The sequence below is a fragment of the Pseudarthrobacter kochi genome (assembly GCF_055412805.1).
Window position 1 is genome coordinate 132,141 of record NZ_JBVAYV010000001.1, and the last position, 19,367, is coordinate 151,507.

General features: G+C 64.3%; 24 protein-coding genes. 17 read left to right on the forward strand and 7 right to left on the reverse strand.

Annotation, left to right across the window (positions count from 1 at the left end; genetic code table 11):
- Positions 1-3 precede the first annotated feature (3 nt).
- The 8 genes from rplF to map all read left to right on the forward strand — a co-directional run bounded on the left by rplF (position 4) and on the right by map (position 5,339).
- Complete coding sequence (rplF, locus tag ACZY0Y_RS00695; RefSeq protein WP_024366122.1) at positions 4-540, forward strand: 50S ribosomal protein L6; 537 nt, start codon at positions 4-6, stop codon at positions 538-540.
- A 2-nt stretch (positions 541-542) separates the two neighbouring features.
- Positions 543-926 carry a 50S ribosomal protein L18 gene (gene rplR / locus ACZY0Y_RS00700; protein WP_024366121.1) on the forward strand — a complete coding sequence of 128 codons (384 nt, stop codon included), beginning with the start codon at positions 543-545 and terminating at the stop codon, positions 924-926.
- Between the two features lie 26 nt (positions 927-952).
- The gene (rpsE, locus tag ACZY0Y_RS00705; protein WP_354169341.1) at positions 953-1,633 is read left to right on the forward strand and encodes a 30S ribosomal protein S5; all 681 of its coding nucleotides are present in this window, start codon (positions 953-955) and stop codon (positions 1,631-1,633) included.
- A 3-nt stretch (positions 1,634-1,636) separates the two neighbouring features.
- Complete coding sequence (rpmD, locus tag ACZY0Y_RS00710) at positions 1,637-1,843, forward strand: 50S ribosomal protein L30 (RefSeq protein WP_160664304.1); 207 nt, start codon at positions 1,637-1,639, stop codon at positions 1,841-1,843.
- On the forward strand, positions 1,843-2,337 hold the full coding sequence (gene rplO / locus ACZY0Y_RS00715; protein WP_160664306.1) for a 50S ribosomal protein L15: 495 nt from the start codon (positions 1,843-1,845) through the stop codon (positions 2,335-2,337). Before rpmD ends, rplO begins: the two co-directional genes overlap by 1 nt.
- Positions 2,338-2,522: 185 nt before the next feature.
- Positions 2,523-3,833 (forward strand): preprotein translocase subunit SecY, encoded by a 1,311-nt coding sequence (secY, locus tag ACZY0Y_RS00720; RefSeq protein ID WP_463879763.1) that lies wholly within the window; start codon positions 2,523-2,525, stop codon positions 3,831-3,833.
- Positions 3,834-3,838: 5 nt separating this feature from the next.
- Entirely contained in the window at positions 3,839-4,408 is a 570-nt protein-coding gene (locus ACZY0Y_RS00725) for an adenylate kinase (protein ID WP_463879765.1), read from the forward strand.
- 103 nt (positions 4,409-4,511) lie between these two features.
- Positions 4,512-5,339, forward strand: coding sequence for a type I methionyl aminopeptidase (gene map / locus ACZY0Y_RS00730; RefSeq protein ID WP_463956439.1), 828 nt, complete (start codon positions 4,512-4,514; stop codon positions 5,337-5,339).
- A gap of 112 nt (positions 5,340-5,451) precedes the next feature.
- On the opposite strand, the gene ACZY0Y_RS00735 is transcribed toward map, so the two are convergent.
- From ACZY0Y_RS00735 to ACZY0Y_RS00745, 3 genes are all read right to left on the reverse strand, one after another.
- A complete protein-coding gene (locus ACZY0Y_RS00735) occupies positions 5,452-6,798 on the reverse strand; it encodes an ABC transporter substrate-binding protein (RefSeq protein WP_463879770.1) in 1,347 nt (448 codons plus the stop codon).
- Positions 6,799-6,869: 71 nt separating this feature from the next.
- Complete coding sequence (locus tag ACZY0Y_RS00740; RefSeq protein ID WP_463956441.1) at positions 6,870-7,808, reverse strand: carbohydrate ABC transporter permease; 939 nt, start codon at positions 7,806-7,808, stop codon at positions 6,870-6,872.
- The gene (locus tag ACZY0Y_RS00745) at positions 7,805-8,755 is read right to left on the reverse strand and encodes a carbohydrate ABC transporter permease (RefSeq protein ID WP_463956442.1); all 951 of its coding nucleotides are present in this window, start codon (positions 8,753-8,755) and stop codon (positions 7,805-7,807) included. The genes ACZY0Y_RS00740 and ACZY0Y_RS00745 overlap by 4 nt, the downstream gene beginning before the upstream one ends.
- A gap of 267 nt (positions 8,756-9,022) precedes the next feature.
- On the opposite strand from ACZY0Y_RS00745, the gene ACZY0Y_RS00750 reads away from it, so the two are divergent.
- From ACZY0Y_RS00750 to ACZY0Y_RS00785, 8 genes are all read left to right on the forward strand, one after another.
- Positions 9,023-10,063 carry a P1 family peptidase gene (locus ACZY0Y_RS00750; protein ID WP_463956443.1) on the forward strand — a complete coding sequence of 347 codons (1,041 nt, stop codon included), beginning with the start codon at positions 9,023-9,025 and terminating at the stop codon, positions 10,061-10,063.
- A gap of 177 nt (positions 10,064-10,240) precedes the next feature.
- On the forward strand, positions 10,241-10,462 hold the full coding sequence (gene infA / locus ACZY0Y_RS00755; protein ID WP_009358723.1) for a translation initiation factor IF-1: 222 nt from the start codon (positions 10,241-10,243) through the stop codon (positions 10,460-10,462).
- Positions 10,463-10,531: 69 nt separating this feature from the next.
- Positions 10,532-10,645, forward strand: a complete 114-nt coding sequence (gene rpmJ / locus ACZY0Y_RS00760) for a 50S ribosomal protein L36 (RefSeq protein WP_009358722.1) — start codon at positions 10,532-10,534, stop codon at positions 10,643-10,645.
- Positions 10,646-10,820: 175 nt separating this feature from the next.
- On the forward strand, positions 10,821-11,195 hold the full coding sequence (rpsM, locus tag ACZY0Y_RS00765; protein WP_024366110.1) for a 30S ribosomal protein S13: 375 nt from the start codon (positions 10,821-10,823) through the stop codon (positions 11,193-11,195).
- Between the two features lie 41 nt (positions 11,196-11,236).
- Positions 11,237-11,638, forward strand: coding sequence for a 30S ribosomal protein S11 (rpsK, locus tag ACZY0Y_RS00770; protein ID WP_018773682.1), 402 nt, complete (start codon positions 11,237-11,239; stop codon positions 11,636-11,638).
- Between the two features lie 133 nt (positions 11,639-11,771).
- Positions 11,772-12,782, forward strand: coding sequence for a DNA-directed RNA polymerase subunit alpha (locus ACZY0Y_RS00775; protein WP_024366109.1), 1,011 nt, complete (start codon positions 11,772-11,774; stop codon positions 12,780-12,782).
- Positions 12,783-12,859: 77 nt separating this feature from the next.
- Entirely contained in the window at positions 12,860-13,423 is a 564-nt protein-coding gene (gene rplQ / locus ACZY0Y_RS00780; RefSeq protein ID WP_463879777.1) for a 50S ribosomal protein L17, read from the forward strand.
- 31 nt (positions 13,424-13,454) lie between these two features.
- Entirely contained in the window at positions 13,455-14,345 is an 891-nt protein-coding gene (locus ACZY0Y_RS00785) for a tRNA pseudouridine synthase A (RefSeq protein WP_463956444.1), read from the forward strand.
- Positions 14,346-14,364: 19 nt separating this feature from the next.
- Here ACZY0Y_RS00785 and ACZY0Y_RS00790 read toward each other — a convergent pair whose 3' ends face one another.
- The gene (locus ACZY0Y_RS00790) at positions 14,365-16,038 is read right to left on the reverse strand and encodes a sensor histidine kinase (RefSeq protein WP_463956445.1); all 1,674 of its coding nucleotides are present in this window, start codon (positions 16,036-16,038) and stop codon (positions 14,365-14,367) included.
- Between the two features lie 213 nt (positions 16,039-16,251).
- On the opposite strand from ACZY0Y_RS00790, the gene ACZY0Y_RS00795 reads away from it, so the two are divergent.
- The gene (locus ACZY0Y_RS00795) at positions 16,252-17,016 is read left to right on the forward strand and encodes a response regulator transcription factor (protein ID WP_463879785.1); all 765 of its coding nucleotides are present in this window, start codon (positions 16,252-16,254) and stop codon (positions 17,014-17,016) included.
- On the opposite strand, the gene ACZY0Y_RS00800 is transcribed toward ACZY0Y_RS00795, so the two are convergent.
- From ACZY0Y_RS00800 to ACZY0Y_RS00810, 3 genes are all read right to left on the reverse strand, one after another.
- Complete coding sequence (locus tag ACZY0Y_RS00800; protein ID WP_160664326.1) at positions 17,013-17,435, reverse strand: Hpt domain-containing protein; 423 nt, start codon at positions 17,433-17,435, stop codon at positions 17,013-17,015. The genes ACZY0Y_RS00795 and ACZY0Y_RS00800 overlap by 4 nt on opposite strands.
- Before the next feature lie 97 nt (positions 17,436-17,532).
- The gene (locus ACZY0Y_RS00805; RefSeq protein WP_463956446.1) at positions 17,533-18,417 is read right to left on the reverse strand and encodes a type II secretion system F family protein; all 885 of its coding nucleotides are present in this window, start codon (positions 18,415-18,417) and stop codon (positions 17,533-17,535) included.
- A gap of 7 nt (positions 18,418-18,424) precedes the next feature.
- A complete protein-coding gene (locus ACZY0Y_RS00810) occupies positions 18,425-19,360 on the reverse strand; it encodes a type II secretion system F family protein (RefSeq protein WP_463956447.1) in 936 nt (311 codons plus the stop codon).
- Positions 19,361-19,367 lie beyond the last annotated feature (7 nt).

Here is a 19,367-nt window from a genome sequence, read left to right on the forward strand (position 1 = left end):
ATAATGTCACGTATTGGACGTCTCCCCATCACCGTTCCTGCCGGCGTTGAGGTCAAGGTTGACGGCTCTGTCGTCAGCGTCAAGGGTTCCAAAGGCGAGCTGAGCCACACTGTGCCCAGCCCGATCGAGGTTTCCCTGGAAGATGGCACCCTGACTGTCGCCCGCCCGAACGACGAGCGCGCCTCACGTTCGCTGCACGGCCTGACCCGCACCCTGATCGCCAACATGATCCAGGGTGTCACCGCAGGCTACGAGAAGAAGCTTGAAATCGTTGGTACTGGTTACCGCGTTCAGGCAAAGGGATCTGACCTGGAGTTCGCTCTGGGCTTCAGCCACCCGGTTAACATCACGGCACCGAACGGCATCACCTTTGCAGTAGAGACCCCGACCAAGCTCTCTGTTTCAGGTATCTCCAAGCAGCAGGTCGGCGAGGTTGCTGCCAACATTCGCAAGCTGCGGAAGCCGGACCCCTACAAGGGCAAGGGCATCCGTTACGCAGGCGAAGTCATCCGCCGCAAGGTCGGAAAGGCTGGTAAGTAACCATGGCGATCGCAATTAACAAGAAGCGTACGAACAAGAGCAAGTCTGCCCAGCGCAGCCGCCGCCAGCTTCGTATCCGCAAGCGCATCTCCGGAACGGCTGTACGTCCTCGTCTGGTCGTCAACCGTTCCGCACGCCACGTATTCGTCCAGGTTGTCGATGACAGCAAGGGCCTGACCGTAGCGAGCGCCTCCACTCTGGAAGCCGACCTTCGTGCATTCGACGGTGACAAGACTGCCAAGGCCAAGCGCGTTGGCGAGCTCGTCGCCGAGCGTGCCAAGGCTGCCGGTATCGAAGCTGTTGTCTTCGACCGCGGTGGTAACAAGTACCACGGCCGGATCGCCGCCGTCGCTGACGGCGCACGTGAAGGTGGGCTGGCACTGTGACCGAAAATAACGAAAAGGACATTCAGGTGACTGAAGCTGTAGCTGCTCCGGCAACTGAGACCGCTGCGCCTGCTACCACCGACGGCGCCCGTGGTGGCGCCCGTCGTGGCGAGCGTGGCGACCGCGGCCAGGGCCGTGGAGACCGTGGTGGCCGTGGTGGCCGCGACGGTGGCCGCGAAGCCGAAAAGAGCCAGTTCGTAGAGCGCGTCGTAACCATCAACCGTGTTTCCAAGGTCGTCAAGGGTGGTCGTCGCTTCAGCTTCACCGCCCTCGTCGTCGTCGGTGACGGCAACGGTATGGTCGGCGTCGGCTACGGCAAGGCCAAGGAAGTTCCCGCCGCCATCGCGAAGGGCGTCGAAGAAGCCAAGAAGTCCTTCTTCCGCGTTCCCCGCATCGGCAGCACCATCCCGCACCGCGTCCAGGGTGAGGCCGCCGCAGGCGTCGTCATGCTGCGTCCGGCTTCCGCGGGTACCGGTGTTATCGCCGGCGGTCCGGTCCGTGCAGTACTGGAGTGCGTGGGCATCCACGACATTCTCTCCAAGTCGCTCGGATCTTCCAACGCCATCAACATCGTTCACGCGACCGTTGACGCGCTGAAGCGCCTCGAAGAGCCGGCAGCAGTGGCAGCACGCCGCGGCCTCCCGCTCGACGAGATCGCCCCGCCGGCAATGGTGAAGGCGCTCCTGAACCAGAAGGCAGGTGTCTGAGTCATGGCTAAGAACGTGCTTGTCTCCGACGCACAGTTGGAGATCACTCAGATCAAGTCCGCCATTGGCGGCAAGCAGAACCAGCGCGACACCCTGCGGTCCCTCGGCCTGAAGCGGATCGGACACACCGTTGTCCGCACCGCCGACGCCGTGACCGTCGGAATGCTCAACACGGTTCCGCACCTGGTAAAGGTAGAGGAGGCGAAGTAATGGCAGAGAAGAACACCGCCGAAAAGGCACAGGTCGCCGCTGCTGAGAAGCAGAACGCACTGAAGGTTCACCACCTGCGTCCCGCCCCGGGTGCCAAAACCGCCAAGACCCGAGTTGGTCGTGGTGAAGGTTCCAAGGGTAAGACCGCAGGTCGCGGTACCAAGGGTACGAAGGCCCGCTACCAGATCAAGGCTGGCTTTGCCGGCGGCCAGCTGCCGCTGCACATGCGCCTGCCGAAGTTGCGCGGCTTCAAGAACCCGTTCCGGGTTGAGTACCAGGTTGTAAACCTGGACAAGCTCAACGAGCTGTTCCCGGAAGGTGGCGCAGTCACCGTGGAGAACCTGGTCGAAAAGGGTGCCGTTCGCAAGAACCAGCCCGTCAAGGTGCTGGGCACCGGTGACATCACCGTCAAGGTCGATGTCACCGTCCACGCATTCTCGGCCAGCGCCGCAGAAAAGATTGCAGCAGCAGGCGGAAGCACCACCGCCCTCTAAGGAGGCGGCGGGGCAGTTGCCCGTTGTGAAAACTCCCGGTACCCGGGGCCCCGGCCCCAGGTACCGGGAGTTTTTCTTTTTTCCCGGCCCTGCGATTGTTCGCAGGACGCGTCCACCCGTTAGACTCGGTTGTTGGGTTTATTTGACCTATCTCACACGACTTTACTTATTACTCAGGAGGACGCTTGCTTAGCGCATTTGGCCGGGCCTTTCGCACGCCTGATCTGCGACGCAAGTTGTTGTTCACGCTGGGAATCATCACAATCTTCCGCTTGGGTGCCTTCATCCCCTCGCCTGGTGTGAGCTACCAGAATGTCCAACAATGCTTGCAGAACGGTCAGACCTCGGGCGGTATCTACCAGCTCGTCAACCTGTTTAGCGGCGGTGCATTGCTGCAGGTGTCCGTCTTCGCCCTGGGCATCATGCCGTACATCACGGCCAGCATCATCGTCCAGCTGCTCCGGGTGGTCATTCCCCGGTTCCAGATGCTGTACGAGGAAGGCGCCTCCGGCCAGTCGAAGCTGACGCAGTACACGCGCTACCTTACGATCGCCCTGGGCCTGCTGAACGCCACGACGCTCGTGTCGCTCGCGCGTTCGGGCCAGCTGCTGCCGAACTGCCAGCTGCCGGTCATCCCGGACACCAGCCTCGTCACCACGATCCTCATCATCATCACGCTGACGGCCGGCACCGGCCTCATCATGTGGATGGGTGAGCTCGTGACCGAAAAGGGTGTCGGCAACGGAATGTCGCTGCTCATCTTCACCTCGATCGTTTCCAGCTTCCCCGGCTCGCTCGGCGCCATCTGGACCTCCAAGGGCCCCGGGACGTTCTTCCTGGTCCTGGTGATCGGCCTGCTCACCGTAGCCGCCGTGGTCTTCGTGGAGCAGTCCCAGCGCCGCATCCCGGTGCAGTACGCGAAGCGCATGATTGGCCGCCGCACCGTGGGCGGCACCAGCACGTACATCCCGATCAAGGTGAACATGGCCGGCGTCGTGCCCGTCATCTTCGCTTCCTCGATGCTGTACCTGCCGGGCCTGATCTCGCAGTTCAACCAGCCCAAGCCCGGCGAGCCGCTGGCCCCCTGGGTGGAGTGGATCAACAACAACCTGGTCCGCGGTGACCACCCGATCTACATGGCGCTCTACTTCGCCATGATTGTGTTCTTCACTTACTTCTATGTTGCGATCACTTTCAACCCTGAAGAAGTTTCTGAGAACATGAAGAAGTACGGCGGCTTCATTCCGGGTATCCGTGCCGGCAAGCCGACCGCAGACTACCTGCAGTATGTGCTTTCCAGGATCACGCTCCCCGGTGCCATTTACCTGGCTTTTGTGGCACTTATCCCGCTGGTCGCCCTGGTCTTGATCAATGCCAACCAGAACTTCCCGTTCGGTGGCACGTCGATCCTGATCATGGTCGGCGTAGGTTTGGAGACCGTCAAGCAGATTGATGCGCAGCTACAGCAGCGTCACTACGAAGGGCTTTTGCGATGACGAGAATGTTGATTATCGGACCTCCCGGATCCGGCAAGGGAACGCAGGCGGAACGCATTTCGGAGCGCCTCGGCGTTATTGCGATCTCTACGGGAGATATCTTCCGCGCCAACGTCAAGGGTGAGACGCCGCTTGGCATCGAAGCCAAGAAATACATGGACGCCGGCGACTTCGTCCCGGACAGCGTGACCAACAAGATGGTCCGCGACCGCCTCGGCGAGGACGACGTCGACAACGGATTCCTCCTGGACGGTTACCCCCGCACAACCGCGCAGGTGGACTACCTCGACGGGATCCTCGCAGACGGGGGCCAGTTGCTCGACGTCGTCCTGCAGCTCACGGCCGATGACGAGGAACTTGTCACGCGCCTGCTGGGCCGCGCCAAGGAAACCGGACGCACCGACGACAACGAGGCCGTCATCCGGCACCGCCTTGACCTATACCACGGCCAGACGGAGGCTGTCGTCGCGAAGTATGCCGACCGCGGCATCCTGACCCGTGTCGATGGCATCGGCGGCATCGACGAGGTCACCGACCGCGTCATGCAGGCCATCAAAGAGGCCCAGTCGGCCTGATCGGCCCACAAACCTTGAGGCTCCTCCCGGACGACCGGGAGGAGCCTCAGCCATTTGGCCGTGCGCCCGAGGGCGGCACAGTCCCACTGAAAGGAAGTTGCGGATGGCATTCGGCCAGCCACGCATCGAATACAAGACCAACGCCCAGATGCGCTCCATGCACGGGGCCGGGCTCGTCCTCAGCCGGGCCCTCGACGCCGCCGTTGCGGCCGCCGCCCCTGGTAAGACCACGAAAGACCTCGACGCTGTGTTCGCCGCCGTGCTCAAAGACGCCGGAGCCACCTCCAATTTCCTCGGTTACCACGGTTTCCCGGCCACGATCTGCACCTCCGTCAACGAGGAGGTGGTGCACGGCATCCCCGGTGACCGCGTCCTGCAGGACGGGGATATCCTCTCGATCGACGGAGGCGCGATCCTTGACGGCTGGCACTCGGACTCCGCCCGCACCGTGATCGTGGGCACCGCCGACCCGGAGGACCAGAGGCTCTCCGACGTCACCGAGGCCGCGATGTGGCATGGGATTGCCGCAGTGGCGACCGGCAAGTTCGTCGGCGACATCGGAAATGCCGTGGACGACTACGTGTCCGCGGTGCCCGGCAAGGCTTTGGGCATCCTCGAGGACTACGTGGGCCACGGCATCGGCTCCGAGATGCATATGGCCCCCGATGTGCCGAACTACCGCACCAACCACCGCGGGCCGAAGATCCGCCCCGGGCTGTGCCTGGCCATTGAACCGATGCTGGTGCGTGGCAGCATCGAAACCGCCGTGCTGGAGGACGACTGGACGGTGGTGACCACCGACGGCAAGCGGTCCTGCCAGTGGGAGCATTCCGTGGCGGTCCACGAAAAGGGCATCTGGGTCCTCTCGGCACCCGACGGGGGAGCCGCCAAGCTGGCCCCGCTCGGCGTCGTGCCCGTCCCGATTCCCTGACCCCAGACACACGGCGACGCGCTTAACCGCCTGCGACACGAAAAATCCCTGGCGACGCTGGTTTACCATCATCGCCAGGGATTCTTCGTGTCGGCAGGGCGTAGCCGCGTCGTCAGCTCTTGAGCTTCGGCTTCACGTCCTTGGTGTAGATGCCTTCAAGGGTGGCCTTCAGCGCGGTCATGGTGGCCTTGACGTCGCCCTGCTGGGTGAGGATCGCCGCGGCCGACTTGGCCATCTCCTGGTCCGCGCCGGGCAGGAACACCCGGGCGTTGTCCTGGACCCGGGTCACGGCGAGCTGGTCCATGGCGGTCTTGATCTGCGGGGTCTTGGCGAGCACGGCAGTCATGTCAGCGGAGGTGCGGGTCGGCATGTAGCCGGTTGCCGCGGAGAACTGCGCCGTGTTTTCCGGTTCCGTCATGAACTTCAGGAAGGTAGCGGCTGCGAGCTGGACCTCCTTGCTGACACCGCTGGGGATGCCCAGGCCGGCTCCGCCGGTCGGGCAGACCGGGCTTTCGTTCTTCGGGCCGCCCGGCAGGTAGCCGACGCCCACGTTGAACTTCGCGGACTTCAGGACCCCCAGCAGGGACCCTGTGGAGGAGATGGTGGAGGAGGTAATGCCCGCGGCGAAGTCGTCGGCAGCTTCCTTGGACGAGACGCCGGCCCACTTGTCCTTGAAGATCGAGTCTTGAGCCCACTGCAGTGCCGCGACTGACTCGGCGGAGTCACAGTTGATGGTCCACTCGTTGGACCAGCTGCCGCCCCAGCCCCATAGGTTGTTCTGCAGCGTCCAGCCTGCGTAGCCGGCCAGGGCCGGGTAGATGTAGGCGTATTGGGCGCCGGAGCTGGCCTTCAGCTTGGGTGCCCACTCGGCAAACTCCTGCCAGGTCTTCGGGGCGCGGTCCGGCAGCCCGGCAGCCTTGAAGTGGTCCTTGTTGTAGTAGAACAGCGGGGTGGAGCGGCCGTAGGGCAGCGCCCACTGCTTGTCCGCGTATTGGTAGTCGGCGATCAGCGACTTCTGGAAGTCATCCACCTTGATTTCCAGCTGCTTGACCAGGCTGTCCAGGGCGATGATGTTTCCGTTGGAGTAGTAGCGGAACCACCACACGTCGGAGAGCACCACAAGGCCCGGGAGGCCGGACTTCGCGGCCTGCGAGGTCTGGAACTTCTGGGCGATTTCCTCATAGTTCGCCCCGGCGGTGACCAGGTTGACTTTGATGTCCGGGAATTTAGCCTGGAACTTCTCAATGATGGCCTTCTCCACGTCCTGGGACTTGCCCGGGTGGTTGGACCAGAAATCGAACGATGCTGCGGGCTTGACGCCGCTGAACTCGATGTCGGCGGCACTGGTGGCAGGCGTGCTGCCTCCGGTGGACGGGCCGCCGCAGGCAGCCAGTGCGGCGGCACCGGCTCCGGCGCCTGCCAGTCCCAGGAAATTCCGGCGGTCAAGATTCAATGCCATGGTGGATCCTCTCGATGATGCTGACTCGTTGGTTGGTGAATGCGATGGAAGGGTAAAGTTCGAACGCAGTGTCAGCCGGTGACACTGCCCTGGGTCAGGCCGGCCACGATGTAGCGCTGCAGCGCGGCGAAGACCAGCAGGATGGGGACGATCACCAGGACGGCACCGGCCATCAGGATGCCCCAGCCGGAGCCGTTGCCCTCGGAGTTCTGCAGCAGGGTCAGGCCCACCGGCAGGGTCATCGTTTCGGGGCGGTCGGTGATGATGAGCGGCCAGATGTAGTCGTTCCATTCGCTCACCACGACGACGAGCGCGACCGTGGCGATCGACGGGCCGGAGACCGGTGCCACGATCTGCCACAGGCGGCGCCAGTGGCCGGCGCCGTCGATCTCTGCCGATTCCAGGATGGAGGCGGGCAGCGTCATGAAGTGCTGGCGCAGCAGGAAGGTGCCAAACGCGGTGCCCAGGCCGGGGAGGATGATGCCCCACAGGGTGTTCTTGCCGCCCATCCCGGCAATCAGGATGTAGTTGGGCAGGATGGACACCTGCGGGGGGACCATCAGGGCCACGAGGATCAGCACGAAGATGACGTTCTTGTACGGGAACCGGACGAACACCAGCGCATAAGCGGTCAGGATGGCCAGGAGGACCTTGATGGTGGCGCCCACGCTGGTGACAATCAGGCTGTTCACAAAGAACTGGGCGAACGGCACCGTCGTCATGGCGATGTTGTAGTTCTCGAGGTTCAGGCTTTCCGGCAGGATCTTCAAGTCCATGGTGATGATTTCGCCGGGCTGCTTGAAGGAGCTCAGCACCATCCACAGCAGCGGCAGGAACACCACCAAGGTGGTCAGGATCAGCGGAATGTAGCCGCCGGCAATGGTCTGCGCCAGGTTGGCCCGGGAGAACGGCCGGTGGCGCTGGAGCGGAATGTCGGGACCGGCGTCTGGAGCGGACGCCGGGCCGGCCTGGGCGGCCGGATCCGGGCTGGCGGGGGAGAGCAGGCTCACGAGTAGTGCACCTTCCGTTCGACGAACCGCAGTTGAAGCACGGTGATGATGAGCAGGATGGCGAAGAGAATCACCGAGATTGCGGCCGAGTAGCCGGCCCGGTTGAACGCACCGAAGGCCTGCAGATAGGCCTCGTAGATCAGCGTGCTGGTGCCGTTGCCCAGCGGGGTCATGATCCGGATCAGGTCGAAGGCCTGCAGCGAGCTCAGCATGGTGGTGATGAGCAGGAAGAATGTGGTGGGGGAGAGCAGGGGCAGGGCCATGCTGACAAAGCGCCGGAAACCGTTGGCGCCGTCCAGCGACGCGGCCTCCATGACGTCCTGCGGGAGCGACTGCAGCCCGGCCAGGTAGACGACGGCGCAGTAGCCGAGGTTTTTCCAGACGTAGACGATGATGACCATGACCAGTGACAGTTGCGGATCGTTGATCCACTGGGGACTCTGCTGGCCCAGGCCGCGCAGGAGCCACGCGAGCACTCCGTAGCCGGGATCGAAAATGAACAGCCAGACGAGGCCGACGCCGACGCCGCTGAGCACGTACGGGGCGAAGACGGCGGAGCGCGCGAACGTTGTCCCGCGGATCTTGGAGTTCAGGGCAAGGGCCACCAGCAGGCCCAGGACCATGGAACCGCCCACCGTGATAAGGGTGAAAACAGCGGTGGTCCCCAGGACCTTGGTGGCGTCCGAACTCGTAAAGAACGTGACGTAGTTGTCGAAGCCCACCACGGTGGCCGAAGCCGAGCCGAGGGTCCAGTCCAGGGTGGAGTAGTAGATGTTGTTGAAGAGCGGGAGGTAGGTGAACACCGCAATCAGGAGGAGGTTGGGGAGGGCCAGGGCCAGGAAGACGAAGAAGTCCCGGCGGGTTCTGGCGGACCAGCGGGCGCGGGGCGCAGCGGCCGGCTTGGCCTCCACGACGGCGCGGCGGCGGTCGGTCATTTGTCGCGTCATTCAGGTCTCTAACGGGTCCGTGCCTGCCGGTGGCAGGCGGGTGGGTGGGGATAACTAGAAATCACTTCACCACATGGTTGGTGGGCAGAATCCCGCACAAGACTCCAGTAGAGCTTTGTTATTCAAGGCTTCGTTGCCCGTTAACTCAGTGTTGCCTGCAGTATTGCATAACGATTGTTTGGACGACGGACATCCGGCCGCGATTCGTCCAGACGATGGAGTGGCGCCTGTAGGCAGTCGCCGCCCGCCGGAGCGCACAATAGAGCCATGACAGCGATTACGGATGTGCCGGGTGTGCGAGTGGGCCATGCCGGCAGGGTGGGCGAAGGCTGGCTGACCGGGGTGACGGTGGTGCTGCCCCCGGCCGGGACAGTGGGCTCCGTCGATGTCCGGGGCGGCGGTCCCGGGACGCATGAAACCGATGCCCTGGACCCAACCACGCTGACCCGTACCGTCGATGCGATCGTCCTCAGCGGGGGAAGCGCCTACGGCCTTGCCGCGGCCCACGGCGCCCAGCGCTGGTGCGAGGAGAACGGCCGGGGGTTCGCCGTGCCCGGCGGCCTGGTCCCGATCGTGCCGGCCGCGGCCATCTTTGACCTTGGCCGCGGCGGGGACTTCGCCGCGCGCCCGGACGCCGCCATGGGCTACGCGGCCACCGCGGACGCCGCCGCCCGCCAGGAAGGCCACGACGTCGAACGAGGCAACGTAGGAGCCGGCACCGGAGCCCTCATCGGCCGCGGCCAGTTCAAAGGCGGAGTGGGCACGGCGTCGGTCACCCTGGACAACGGCGTTGTAGTAGGAGCGTTAGCAGTGGTCAACGCGCTCGGGTTACCTTTTGGCACATCGCCGCAACGGGAGGAACCCGGCAGCGTGCGTCTAAGCGACGAAGGAGCGAGCACGCAGAGGGTTGCGCCCGTGGCGGCGAAAGCCGCGCCGGAAGCCGGGAACGGTCCCGCCGGCGCTTCAGCGCCGCATGAAGCGCCGCCCCCGCTCAACACGACACTCGTCGTCGTCGCCACCAATGCCGTGCTGGACAAGGCCGAATGCAAGCGCACAGCCTCTGCCGCCCACGCCGGACTGGCCCGTGCACTGAATCCCAGCCACACCCTGGCCGACGGCGACACGGTCTTTTGCCTCGCCACCGGCGCGCTCGCACTGGACCGCAGCAGCGAGTCCGCGCGGCAGGTGAGCCTCATCACCCTGCAGAGCGCGGCAGCCGACGTCGTGCGCCTGGCCATCCTGGACGGGATCGCCCGCGCGGAAGCCGTGAGCACGCCGGCGGGCGATTTTGGTGCATACGGACGCTGAGTGCGCTACGATTGCTGGATTTAACATTCGGGCGGTAATGCCGTAATGTTGTCTGTTGGTTGTCTGCCCTGTTGTGCCCTTTTGTGGCCGGGAGGCATCAGCCAATCAATCAAAAACGTCCGCGGTCATTTCCGGTGCAAGCCGGAGGGCTGCGGCAAACAACAGTTAGCGGAGGGTATGGCCAAGAAGGACGGGGTCATTGAGATCGAGGGCGTTGTGACTGAGGCGCTGCCTAACGCGATGTTTCGCGTTGAGCTCACCAACAAGCACATCGTTCTGGCACACATCTCTGGAAAGATGCGCCAGCACTACATCAGGATTCTCCCTGAGGACCGGGTAGTGGTGGAGCTGAGCCCGTACGACCTGACACGTGGTCGTATCGTCTACCGCTACAAGTAAACACTGGCCGGCCAAAGCAACAGCTCAAAGCCGGTCCAGCTGACCAACTGCAACACGCAAAGGAACGCCATGAAGGTCAAGCCGAGCGTTAAGCAGATCTGCGAAAAGTGCAAAGTGATCCGCCGTAATGGCCGGGTCATGGTGATCTGCGAGAACCCGCGCCACAAGCAGCGCCAGGGCTAATTTCCCTCTTCGGGAAATCCTGGGTTGCTAACCCACGCAAGTAAATAAAAGGCAGCACAAGCTGATCTGGGACATATGGGCCCGTACAGCTAACCCCCGGTCGGAGGCTGGGGCCGCACGGTTTGTGCGGGTGTACTGCCTACGACCTCCGGTTTATTCAAGGAGCACTGCCTCTATGGCTCGTCTCGCTGGCGTAGACATTCCCCGCGAAAAGCGGTTGGAAATTGCGCTTACTTACATCTACGGCGTGGGCAAGACCCGTGCACACGAAACCCTGGCTGCCACTGGCATCAGCGCGGACGTTCGGGTCAAGGACCTGTCCGACGCCGAGCTCGTCCAGCTGCGTGATTACATTGAAGGCAACTACAAGGTTGAGGGTGACCTTCGCCGCGAAGTGGCAGCAGATATCCGCCGCAAGGTTGAAATCGGCAGCTACGAAGGTATTCGCCACCGTAAGGGCCTGCCAGTGCGCGGACAGCGTACGAAGACGAACGCGCGTACCCGCAAGGGCCCGAAGCGCACCGTCGCAGGCAAGAAGAAGACGCGCTAAACCGCTCGTCTTCCACCCGATAACTTTCTGTAGGAGAAAAAATGCCCCCGAAGACTCGTGGCGCGGTTCGCAAGCCGCGTAAGAAGGACAAGAAGAATATCGCGCTGGGCCAGGCGCACATCAAGAGCACCTTTAACAACACCATCGTTTCCATCACGGACCCGAACGGTGCTGTCATCTCCTGGGCTTCCTCCGGTGAGGTTGGCTTCAAGGGCTCACGTAAGTCCACCCCGTTCGCAGCCCAGATGGCCGCCGAAGCCGCCGCAAAGCGTGCGCAGGAGCACGGCATGCGCAAGGTTGACGTATTCGTCAAGGGCCCGGGTTCGGGACGCGAAACGGCTATCCGTTCACTGCAGGCCGCTGGCCTTGAGGTTGGATCCATCCAGGATGTAACCCCCAGCGCCCACAACGGCTGCCGTCCGCCGAAGCGCCGCCGCGTCTAAGGCTTTCCAACGCACCAGTGCTTGCCCGGACCTTCAATGGTCCGGGCAAGCCCGGCGGCGTTAAGTCTTCAGACCGATCTTTCCACCACCTGTGTTGCGTCATATAGCGGATGCTCGCCGAAAGGAAACCTAAGTGCTCATTGCACAGCGCCCCACCCTCTCCGAAGAGGTCGTCTCCGATAACCGCTCCCGTTTCATCATTGAACCGCTGGAGCCCGGTTTCGGTTACACCCTCGGAAACTCCCTCCGCCGTACCCTGCTCTCCTCCATCCCCGGTGCCTCTGTCACGAGCATCCGGATCGATGGCGTACTGCACGAGTTCACCACGGTTCCGGGTGTCAAGGAAGATGTCACTGAGATCATCCTGAACATCAAGAACCTGTCGGTTTCCTCCGAGCACGACGAGCCGGTTGTTGCCTACCTGCGCAAGCAGGGCCCGGGAGTCGTCACCGCCGCGGACATTGCTCCGCCGGCCGGCGTCGAATTCCACAACCCGGATCTGCACATTGCCACGCTGAACTCGAAGGGCAAGTTCGAACTCGAACTGACCATCGAGCGCGGCCGCGGCTACGTTTCGGCAGCTCAGAACAAGTCCGGCGACTCCGAGATCGGCCGCATTCCGGTCGACTCGATCTACTCGCCGGTCCTGAAGGTTACTTTCCGCGTGGAAGCTACCCGTGTTGAGCAGCGCACTGACTTCGACAAGCTCATTGTCGACGTCGAGACCAAGCAGGCCATCGCCCCGCGCGATGCCGTTGCTTCGGCAGGTACCACCCTGGTGGAACTGTTCGGTCTGGCCCGCGAGCTGAACACCGCAGCTGAAGGTATCGAGATTGGCCCGTCGCCGACGGATGCTGCCCTGGCAGCAGACATGGCCCTGCCGATCGAGGATCTGGACCTCACCGTCCGTTCCTACAACTGCCTCAAGCGTGAGGGCATCCACACCGTGGGTGAACTCGTGGCCCGCTCCGAGGCCGACCTCATGGACATCCGTAACTTCGGTGCGAAGTCCATCGATGAGGTCAAGGCAAAGCTGGTTGAACTGGGCCTGTCCCTCAAGGACTCGCCTCCCGGTTTTGACCTCGCAGCACGCGCCGCAGCAATTGAAGAGGACGACGCCGCTTTCAGCGACGACGAGCTCTAACAAACAGATCTTGGCCTGCCGGCTGTCTGCACCATGGTGTGCGCAGCCCAACGGCTTCCATATGAGGAGAAACTATTATGCCTACCCCCGCTAAGGGTCCGCGCCTCGGAGGCGGAGCAAGTCACGAGCGTCTGATGCTCGCGAACCTGTCCGCAGCACTGTTCGAGCACAAGCGGATCACCACCACGGTGACCAAGGCCAAGCGGCTGAAGCCCTACGCCGAGCGCCTGGTGACTTTCGCCAAGCGTGGCGACCTGGCTTCCCGCCGTCGTGTACTCGGCTTGATCAGCGACAAGGGCATCGTCCACGAGCTGTTCACCGACATTGCACAGGCAGTGGAGAACCGCAATGGCGGCTACACCCGCATCACCAAGATCGGCAACCGCAAGGGCGACAACGCTCCCATGGCTGTCATCGAACTGGTTCTCGAGCCGGTTTCCGCCAAGCAGGCAGTCGTAGCCGAGGCTACCCAGGCTGCCGCCAAGGCTGCCCCGGCAGCTGAGGAAGCTCCCGCCGAGGCCGAGGTTATTGAGACCGAAGAGGCTCCTGAGGCTGAGGTCGTTGAGACCGAAGCTGCAGCAACCGAAGAGGCTCCGGCTGCTGAGGAAGCCGCCGCTGACTCCAAGAAGGACGCGAAGTAATTCGCTGATTTCTTCGCATAGACTTAAGTCTATGAACGACCAGAAACCCGCTGCCCCCGTTAGAGGGGGCGGCGGGTTTTTGCGTATCCGGCTTGATCTTGCGTACGACGGCGGACCCTTCAGCGGGTGGGCGGTGCAGCCCGGCAGGCGGACCGTCCAGGGCACGCTCGAGGAGGCCATCGCGATGCTGATCCGCAGGCCCGTCCGGGTGACCGTCGCCGGGCGGACCGACGCCGGTGTGCACGCCCGCGGTCAGGTGGTCCATGTCGACCTCAGCGAAACGGAGTGGCTGGGCCTCAACCGCGGCGTGGAGCTGGATCCGGCCGTCGCGCTGCTCCGCCGCCTCCGCGGGTCCCTCAGCCGGGTGCTGGGGGAGCTGACCGGGTCCATCGAGGTCCATCAGGTCCGCGTCGCTCCCGAGGGATTCGACGCCCGGTTTTCGGCGCTGTGGCGCCGCTACAGCTACCGGATCGCGGACGGACCCGCCCTCTGGGACCCGCTGGGCCGAACCTCCACGCTGTGGCACCAGGAGAAGCAGGATGTCGGGCTGCTTAACGAAGGCGCCTCGGAGCTGCTGGGGCTTCAGGATTTCCGGTCCTACTGCAAGCCGAGGAAAGGTGCCACCACCATCCGGGAACTGCAGCGCTTCGAGTTTGCCCGCGGTGCGGACGGGGTTCTGGTGGCCACCGTCCAGGCCGATGCGTTCTGCCACAACATGGTCCGGTCGCTGGTGGGCTCGGCGCTGTATGTGGGGGCCGGCATCGAGAAGCCGGGCTGGCTATACGAGCGGCTGCTGGCCCGCCAGCGGGACGCCAAGTCCGTGCTGGCTGCCCCGCATCCGCTGGTGCTGGAGGAAGTGGCCTATCCCTCGGCCAGCGGGCTGCTGGCGAGGGCCGAGCTGACGCGCGCGTTGCGCCAGTAAGCACGGCCCCGGGCCCGGACTAGAAGGCCGGCGGGGCGGCCTCGGCGGGAAGCTCCAGGGTGAAGGTGCTTCCGCGGCCGGGACGCGTGCTGCAGGAAATCGAGCCGCCGTGCCGCTCCACGATTGCCTTGGTGATGGACAGGCCCAGTCCGGCGCCGGGAATCGAGCCCTCCCGGACCGCGGGGCTGCGGAAGAACCGGGTGAAGACCCGTTCGGCGTCGGCGGCTGTCATCCCCATCCCGGCATCCTCCACACGAAGCAGCACACGGTCGCCCTCGGTGCTGGCGGAGACGTGGACGCTGCCGCCGTCGGGGGAATACTTGATGGCGTTGGACACGAGATTGTCCAGGGCCTGGCTGATCCGCAGCGGATCCACATGGGCCCAGAGCGGGTCAGGGAGGTCCATGGAGAGCGAGACCCGGGACGCCTGGGCGTGGGCCTGGGCCGAACCGAGACTGGCTTCGACCAGGCTGGCCAGATCGGTCCGGCGCGGGTGGACGTGCACCGTCGAATTGGCGGACATCAACAGGTCGGAGACGAGGGCCAGCAGGCGCTCGGCGTTGCGTTGTGCCACTTCGATCCGTCGCACGGTGGTGGTGGAGAGCGCCGCCGAATCACCAAGGGCCAGGTCCAGGTTGCCGATGATCGAGGTTAACGGCGTGCGGAATTCATGCGAAACGGTGGATAAGACGTCGTCCTTGACGGCCAGGGCATCGACCAGGCCGGTGACCTCGTTGAACACGACGACGGCGCCGCGAAAGCCGCCGTCGTCGCCCGTCAGCGGACGCGCCCCCGTGGAAACTACCCGGCAGCCCGGGGCCTCGCCAAAACGCACCAGGTAGTCCGCGAAGGACTCTCCGGACGAGGCCCGACGAATGGGGCGCCGTTCCAGGGGGAGGGGTGTCTCCTGGTCCTGCCCGGTCAGCAGCAGTTGTGACTCCTCCGCCACCTGGGCGGAGCCAGCGGGCGCCGCGGACTCCTCCAGGGCGGACTGCCAGCTGTTGGTCAGCAGGCGGCGGCCTGCCGCGTCGACCGCAACGATGCCGACGTCGACAGTGTCCAGGATGGTGTTGAGAAGCCGTTCCCGTTCCCGGCTGTCCGCGAGCAGTGCCTGCAGTTCCGCTTCCTTGGCCTCGGTCCGCTGCTGCTCCTGGTGCACGCGCAGCCGGGTAAAGCGCAGGGCAACGGACACGGCAAGAGTCATGCCGGACAGGAGCAGGAGGGCGGCGACCCGGTCCGGGGCGGAGGCGGATCCCGTGGCCAGCAGCCAGGGCAGGCCTGCCAGGAGCGGCCCGAAGAAGCTGATGGACAGGCACGCCGCGGAGGACAACGCGGAGGTGGAGATCCAGGCCACCGGCAGGATGGACAGCACGCCAACGTCTGGCAGGCCTTCGGCGCTGCCGCCTCGGCTGAGCCCGATCGCCAGCAGATCGAGGACCGCGATCACCAGCGGGGCGAGCGGTCCAAGCCGTTCCCACGGCACCAGGAAACAAGCCAGCACGAGTACGGCGTGCAGGGCCAAAGCCGAAGCGAACAAAGGCTCGTCGAAGGGCCCGGACCAGCTGGCAGGGGAGGCCAGCACAACAGCGGCCATGGCGAAGGTCAGCGGCAGTTGAAACCCCAACACCCTCGCCCGTGGTCCCAGGGCCCTGAAGTAACCGTCCATCCTTCGGACCAGTCGCTGTTCACTCACTAAAGCCGCGCTCCTTCCGTGCTGCTCCAGTTTTACACCCGCTGTCACACAAACTTGACGCAAAGCTTAGAAATGTGGCTTCTGTTACTGCGCCGGAACCGGTTTTTCCCGGCCATCGTGGGTATTCTGACAATGCCGGTGGGGGGCCGCGCGATAAGCACTGCCGGCGCGTCCGCGTCGGAGCAGGGAGCAGGACCGGATGTGAGGGGGGCCATGACTGACCTAGGAGTCGCTGTCGTCGTAGAGGATGACGAAGACGTTCGAAACCTGGTCGAAGCCGTGCTGAGCCAGGCGGGATTCGAGGTCCATTCGGCCGCCCGCGGGCGCGAAGGGGTGGACGTCGTCCGGCGCCTGGAGGCCGACGTCGTCACCTTGGACGTGGGCCTGCCCGACATCGACGGTTTCGAAGTCCTCCGCCGGATCCGGCAATTCAGTGATGCGTACGTCGTGATGTTGACAGCCCGTACGGACGAACTGGACACCCTGACGGCGCTGCATACCGGGGCCGACGATTTCATGACGAAGCCGTTCCGTCCCCGCGAGCTCCGCGCCCGGGTGGCCGCCATGATGCGGCGGCCCCGGCAGGACACGATCAGCGGGGCGCCCGCCCCGGAAGGTCCTGCGGCGGCTGTTCCGGCCCCGCTGGATTCCGTGCTCCGCCACAACGGGCTGGCCCTTGATCCGGATAGCCGCTCGGTAACGGTCGACGATGTGCCCGCAAGCCTGACCCGCAGCGAGTTTGACTTGTTGCATGCCCTGCTCAAGGGAGCCGGTGCGGTCCGGTCCAAAACAGACCTGGTCCGGGTGGTGCGGGGCGAGTACTACCGCGCTGACGCATACATCGGCGAATCCGACGAACGGGCTGTCGAAGTCCACATCGGAAACCTCCGGCGGAAGCTGCGCGAGGATCCGCTCCAGCCGCGCTGGCTCCAGACGATCCGCGGCGTGGGGTACCGGCTCGCTCCCCGCCGGGACTAGCTGTCCCAGAGGATGTAGCTGTACTGCAGTTCATCCACAGTGTCGCTGCCGCTCTCGGCAACATTCCCCAGGAGCGAGCTGGCCCGGTCCATGTCGCCGCCGCGGATGGCAGCCTCAAGTTCTCCGGCGAGCCTGGCGAGTTGTACTCCGCCCACCATGGCCGAGGACGTTTTCAGGCTCAGCACAGCCTCCAACGACTCCGCCTGGTCCCGGCGTCCCAGCGCCGAGGCCAGGCAGCGGTAGCGCTGTTCCCACATCCTGGCGTAGTCCCTGGCGAAACCTTTGGCGACGGACGGGCTGTCCAGCTGGGTACCGAGATCCTGGAGCGCCGCCGGGTCAACCAGGGGTGGAGTTGGAGGGTCCTGGGCGGGGAAAGTGCTCGCTGTGTCGTCGTCGGGCAGGGCTGCTGGAAAGGACATGTGCCTACGGTACTTTGTGTCGCTGCCATTGTTCCGCGCTCCCGGCATTCCTGCGGAAACCTTGCGGCATTCCCGGGGCTGCGTACGGCTGCCGCCGTCAGTGCCCGCTGAAGGTGTCGATCGCGTTGATGACGGCAGGGCCCAGGATGGCAATGAAGAGCACCGGGAAGATAAAGAAGAGCAGCGGGAACAAGATGGTGACGGGCAGCTTCATGGCCTTTTCCTCGGCCCGCTGCCGGCGCTTGACCCGCATGACTTTCGCCTGGATCCGGAGCACCCGGCTGATCGCAATGCCGTACGTGTCCGCCTGGACCACCGCCTGGACGAAGCTGCGCAGCTCCGGGATGTTCGTCCGTTCGGAGAGCGCCAGATACGATTCGCGGCGGCTCCGGCCCACCTGCATGTCCTGGAGCGTCCGGACGAGTTCCTCGGCGAGGGGGCCCTTGCCGTTCTCGCCGGCGCGTGCCATGGCTCCTTCGAAACCCAGGCCTGCTTCCACGGAGATCAGCATCTGGTCCAGGGTGTTGGCGAGCTCCAGCTGCATGATTTTCTGGCGTTCCTGTCCCTTGCTGTAGAGCAGGAGGTCCGGCATGAAGTAGCCCAGCAGTACTACAAAGACTCCCACCAGCTTGATGACCGGCGTCGGGCCGCTGGAACTGATGTAGTAGCCGAGCAGCGCCCCCAACAGTCCCAGCAGGGGTTTGGCCGCCAGGACCCGTCCGAGGGGCAGGGAAGCGGGACGTCCTGCGAGGGACAGCAGCTTGTCGAGTTTGCGGACATACCCGGCCGGTGTCAGCCGGTAGCCGATCCGCTCCAGCAGCTTGCTCTGAATCTGTTCCGGTTGCCCGGCGGTGTCCGTCCCGAGCGCCAGCATCGTCCGGACGGCCCGCTGCGACGAGCGGTCGACCGAGAGCAGTGACCACACCAGGTAGCCCAGCGGAACGGAGACCAGCAGCAGGGATATCAGCACTACGGAGTTCACGGGCGCCTCAGAACTTCAGGTCGATGATCTTGCGCATCCACAAGCCGCCGATCGTCATCAGGATGATGGACGCCGCGATCATGCCCCAGCCCAGCGGGTGGGAGAACATCACGTTCATGTAGCCGGGGTTGACCAGCATCAGCATGACAACAATCCCGATCGGCATTGCCATGAGGATGTAGGCGGAGAACTTGCCCTCCGCGGCGAGGGACTTGATGTGGCCCTTGATTTCACTGCGCTCGCGGATGGTTTCGTTGACCTGGTCCAGGACCTCGGCGAGGTTTCCGCCGACTTCCCGGTTGATCTGGATGGCCTGGGCGATCCAGACGAAGTCCTCGTTCCGCATCCGCTCGGCCGTGTCGTTGAGGGATGACTGCAGGTCACGTCCCAGGCTGGTTTCCGTGACCACCCGGCGCATCTCTTCCGCCGTCGGGCTCAGCGATTCGGTGGCCGCGGCGTCGATGGCACGCAGGATGCTGTGCCCGGCACGGAGGCCGCCGGCCAGCAGCTGGAGTGTGTCGCCGAGTTGTAAGTCAAACGAATTCCGGCGTTTGCCGGCCAGATAGCCGAGCACGAGGTGCCCGACCAGCGGGGACACCAGGACGAAGAGAACCGCGAGCAGCGGACCGGCCACGACCAGCCCGGCCACGGCTCCCACCAGCGCGCCGGCCAGCACGAGGATGAAAAAGTCGGCCTGGCGCATCCGGAGGCCGGCGTTCTCCAGCGCTTCCCGGTTGAAGAGCCGTACCTTGCGTTGCGAGAAGAAACCGTCGACCAGGTGCACTGCCGAACCGGCGAACCGGGTCAGCTGGGAGTCGGGTTGGTTCTGGACGGGTCGGCGCCGGTCCAGCGGCACGCTGGCGCTCCCTGTGGCCAGCAGCGCGTAGCCGAGCAGCAGCACGGCCGTGAAGAGCAGCCCGACTCCGAGGGGCAACAGCGTCATCCTCGGC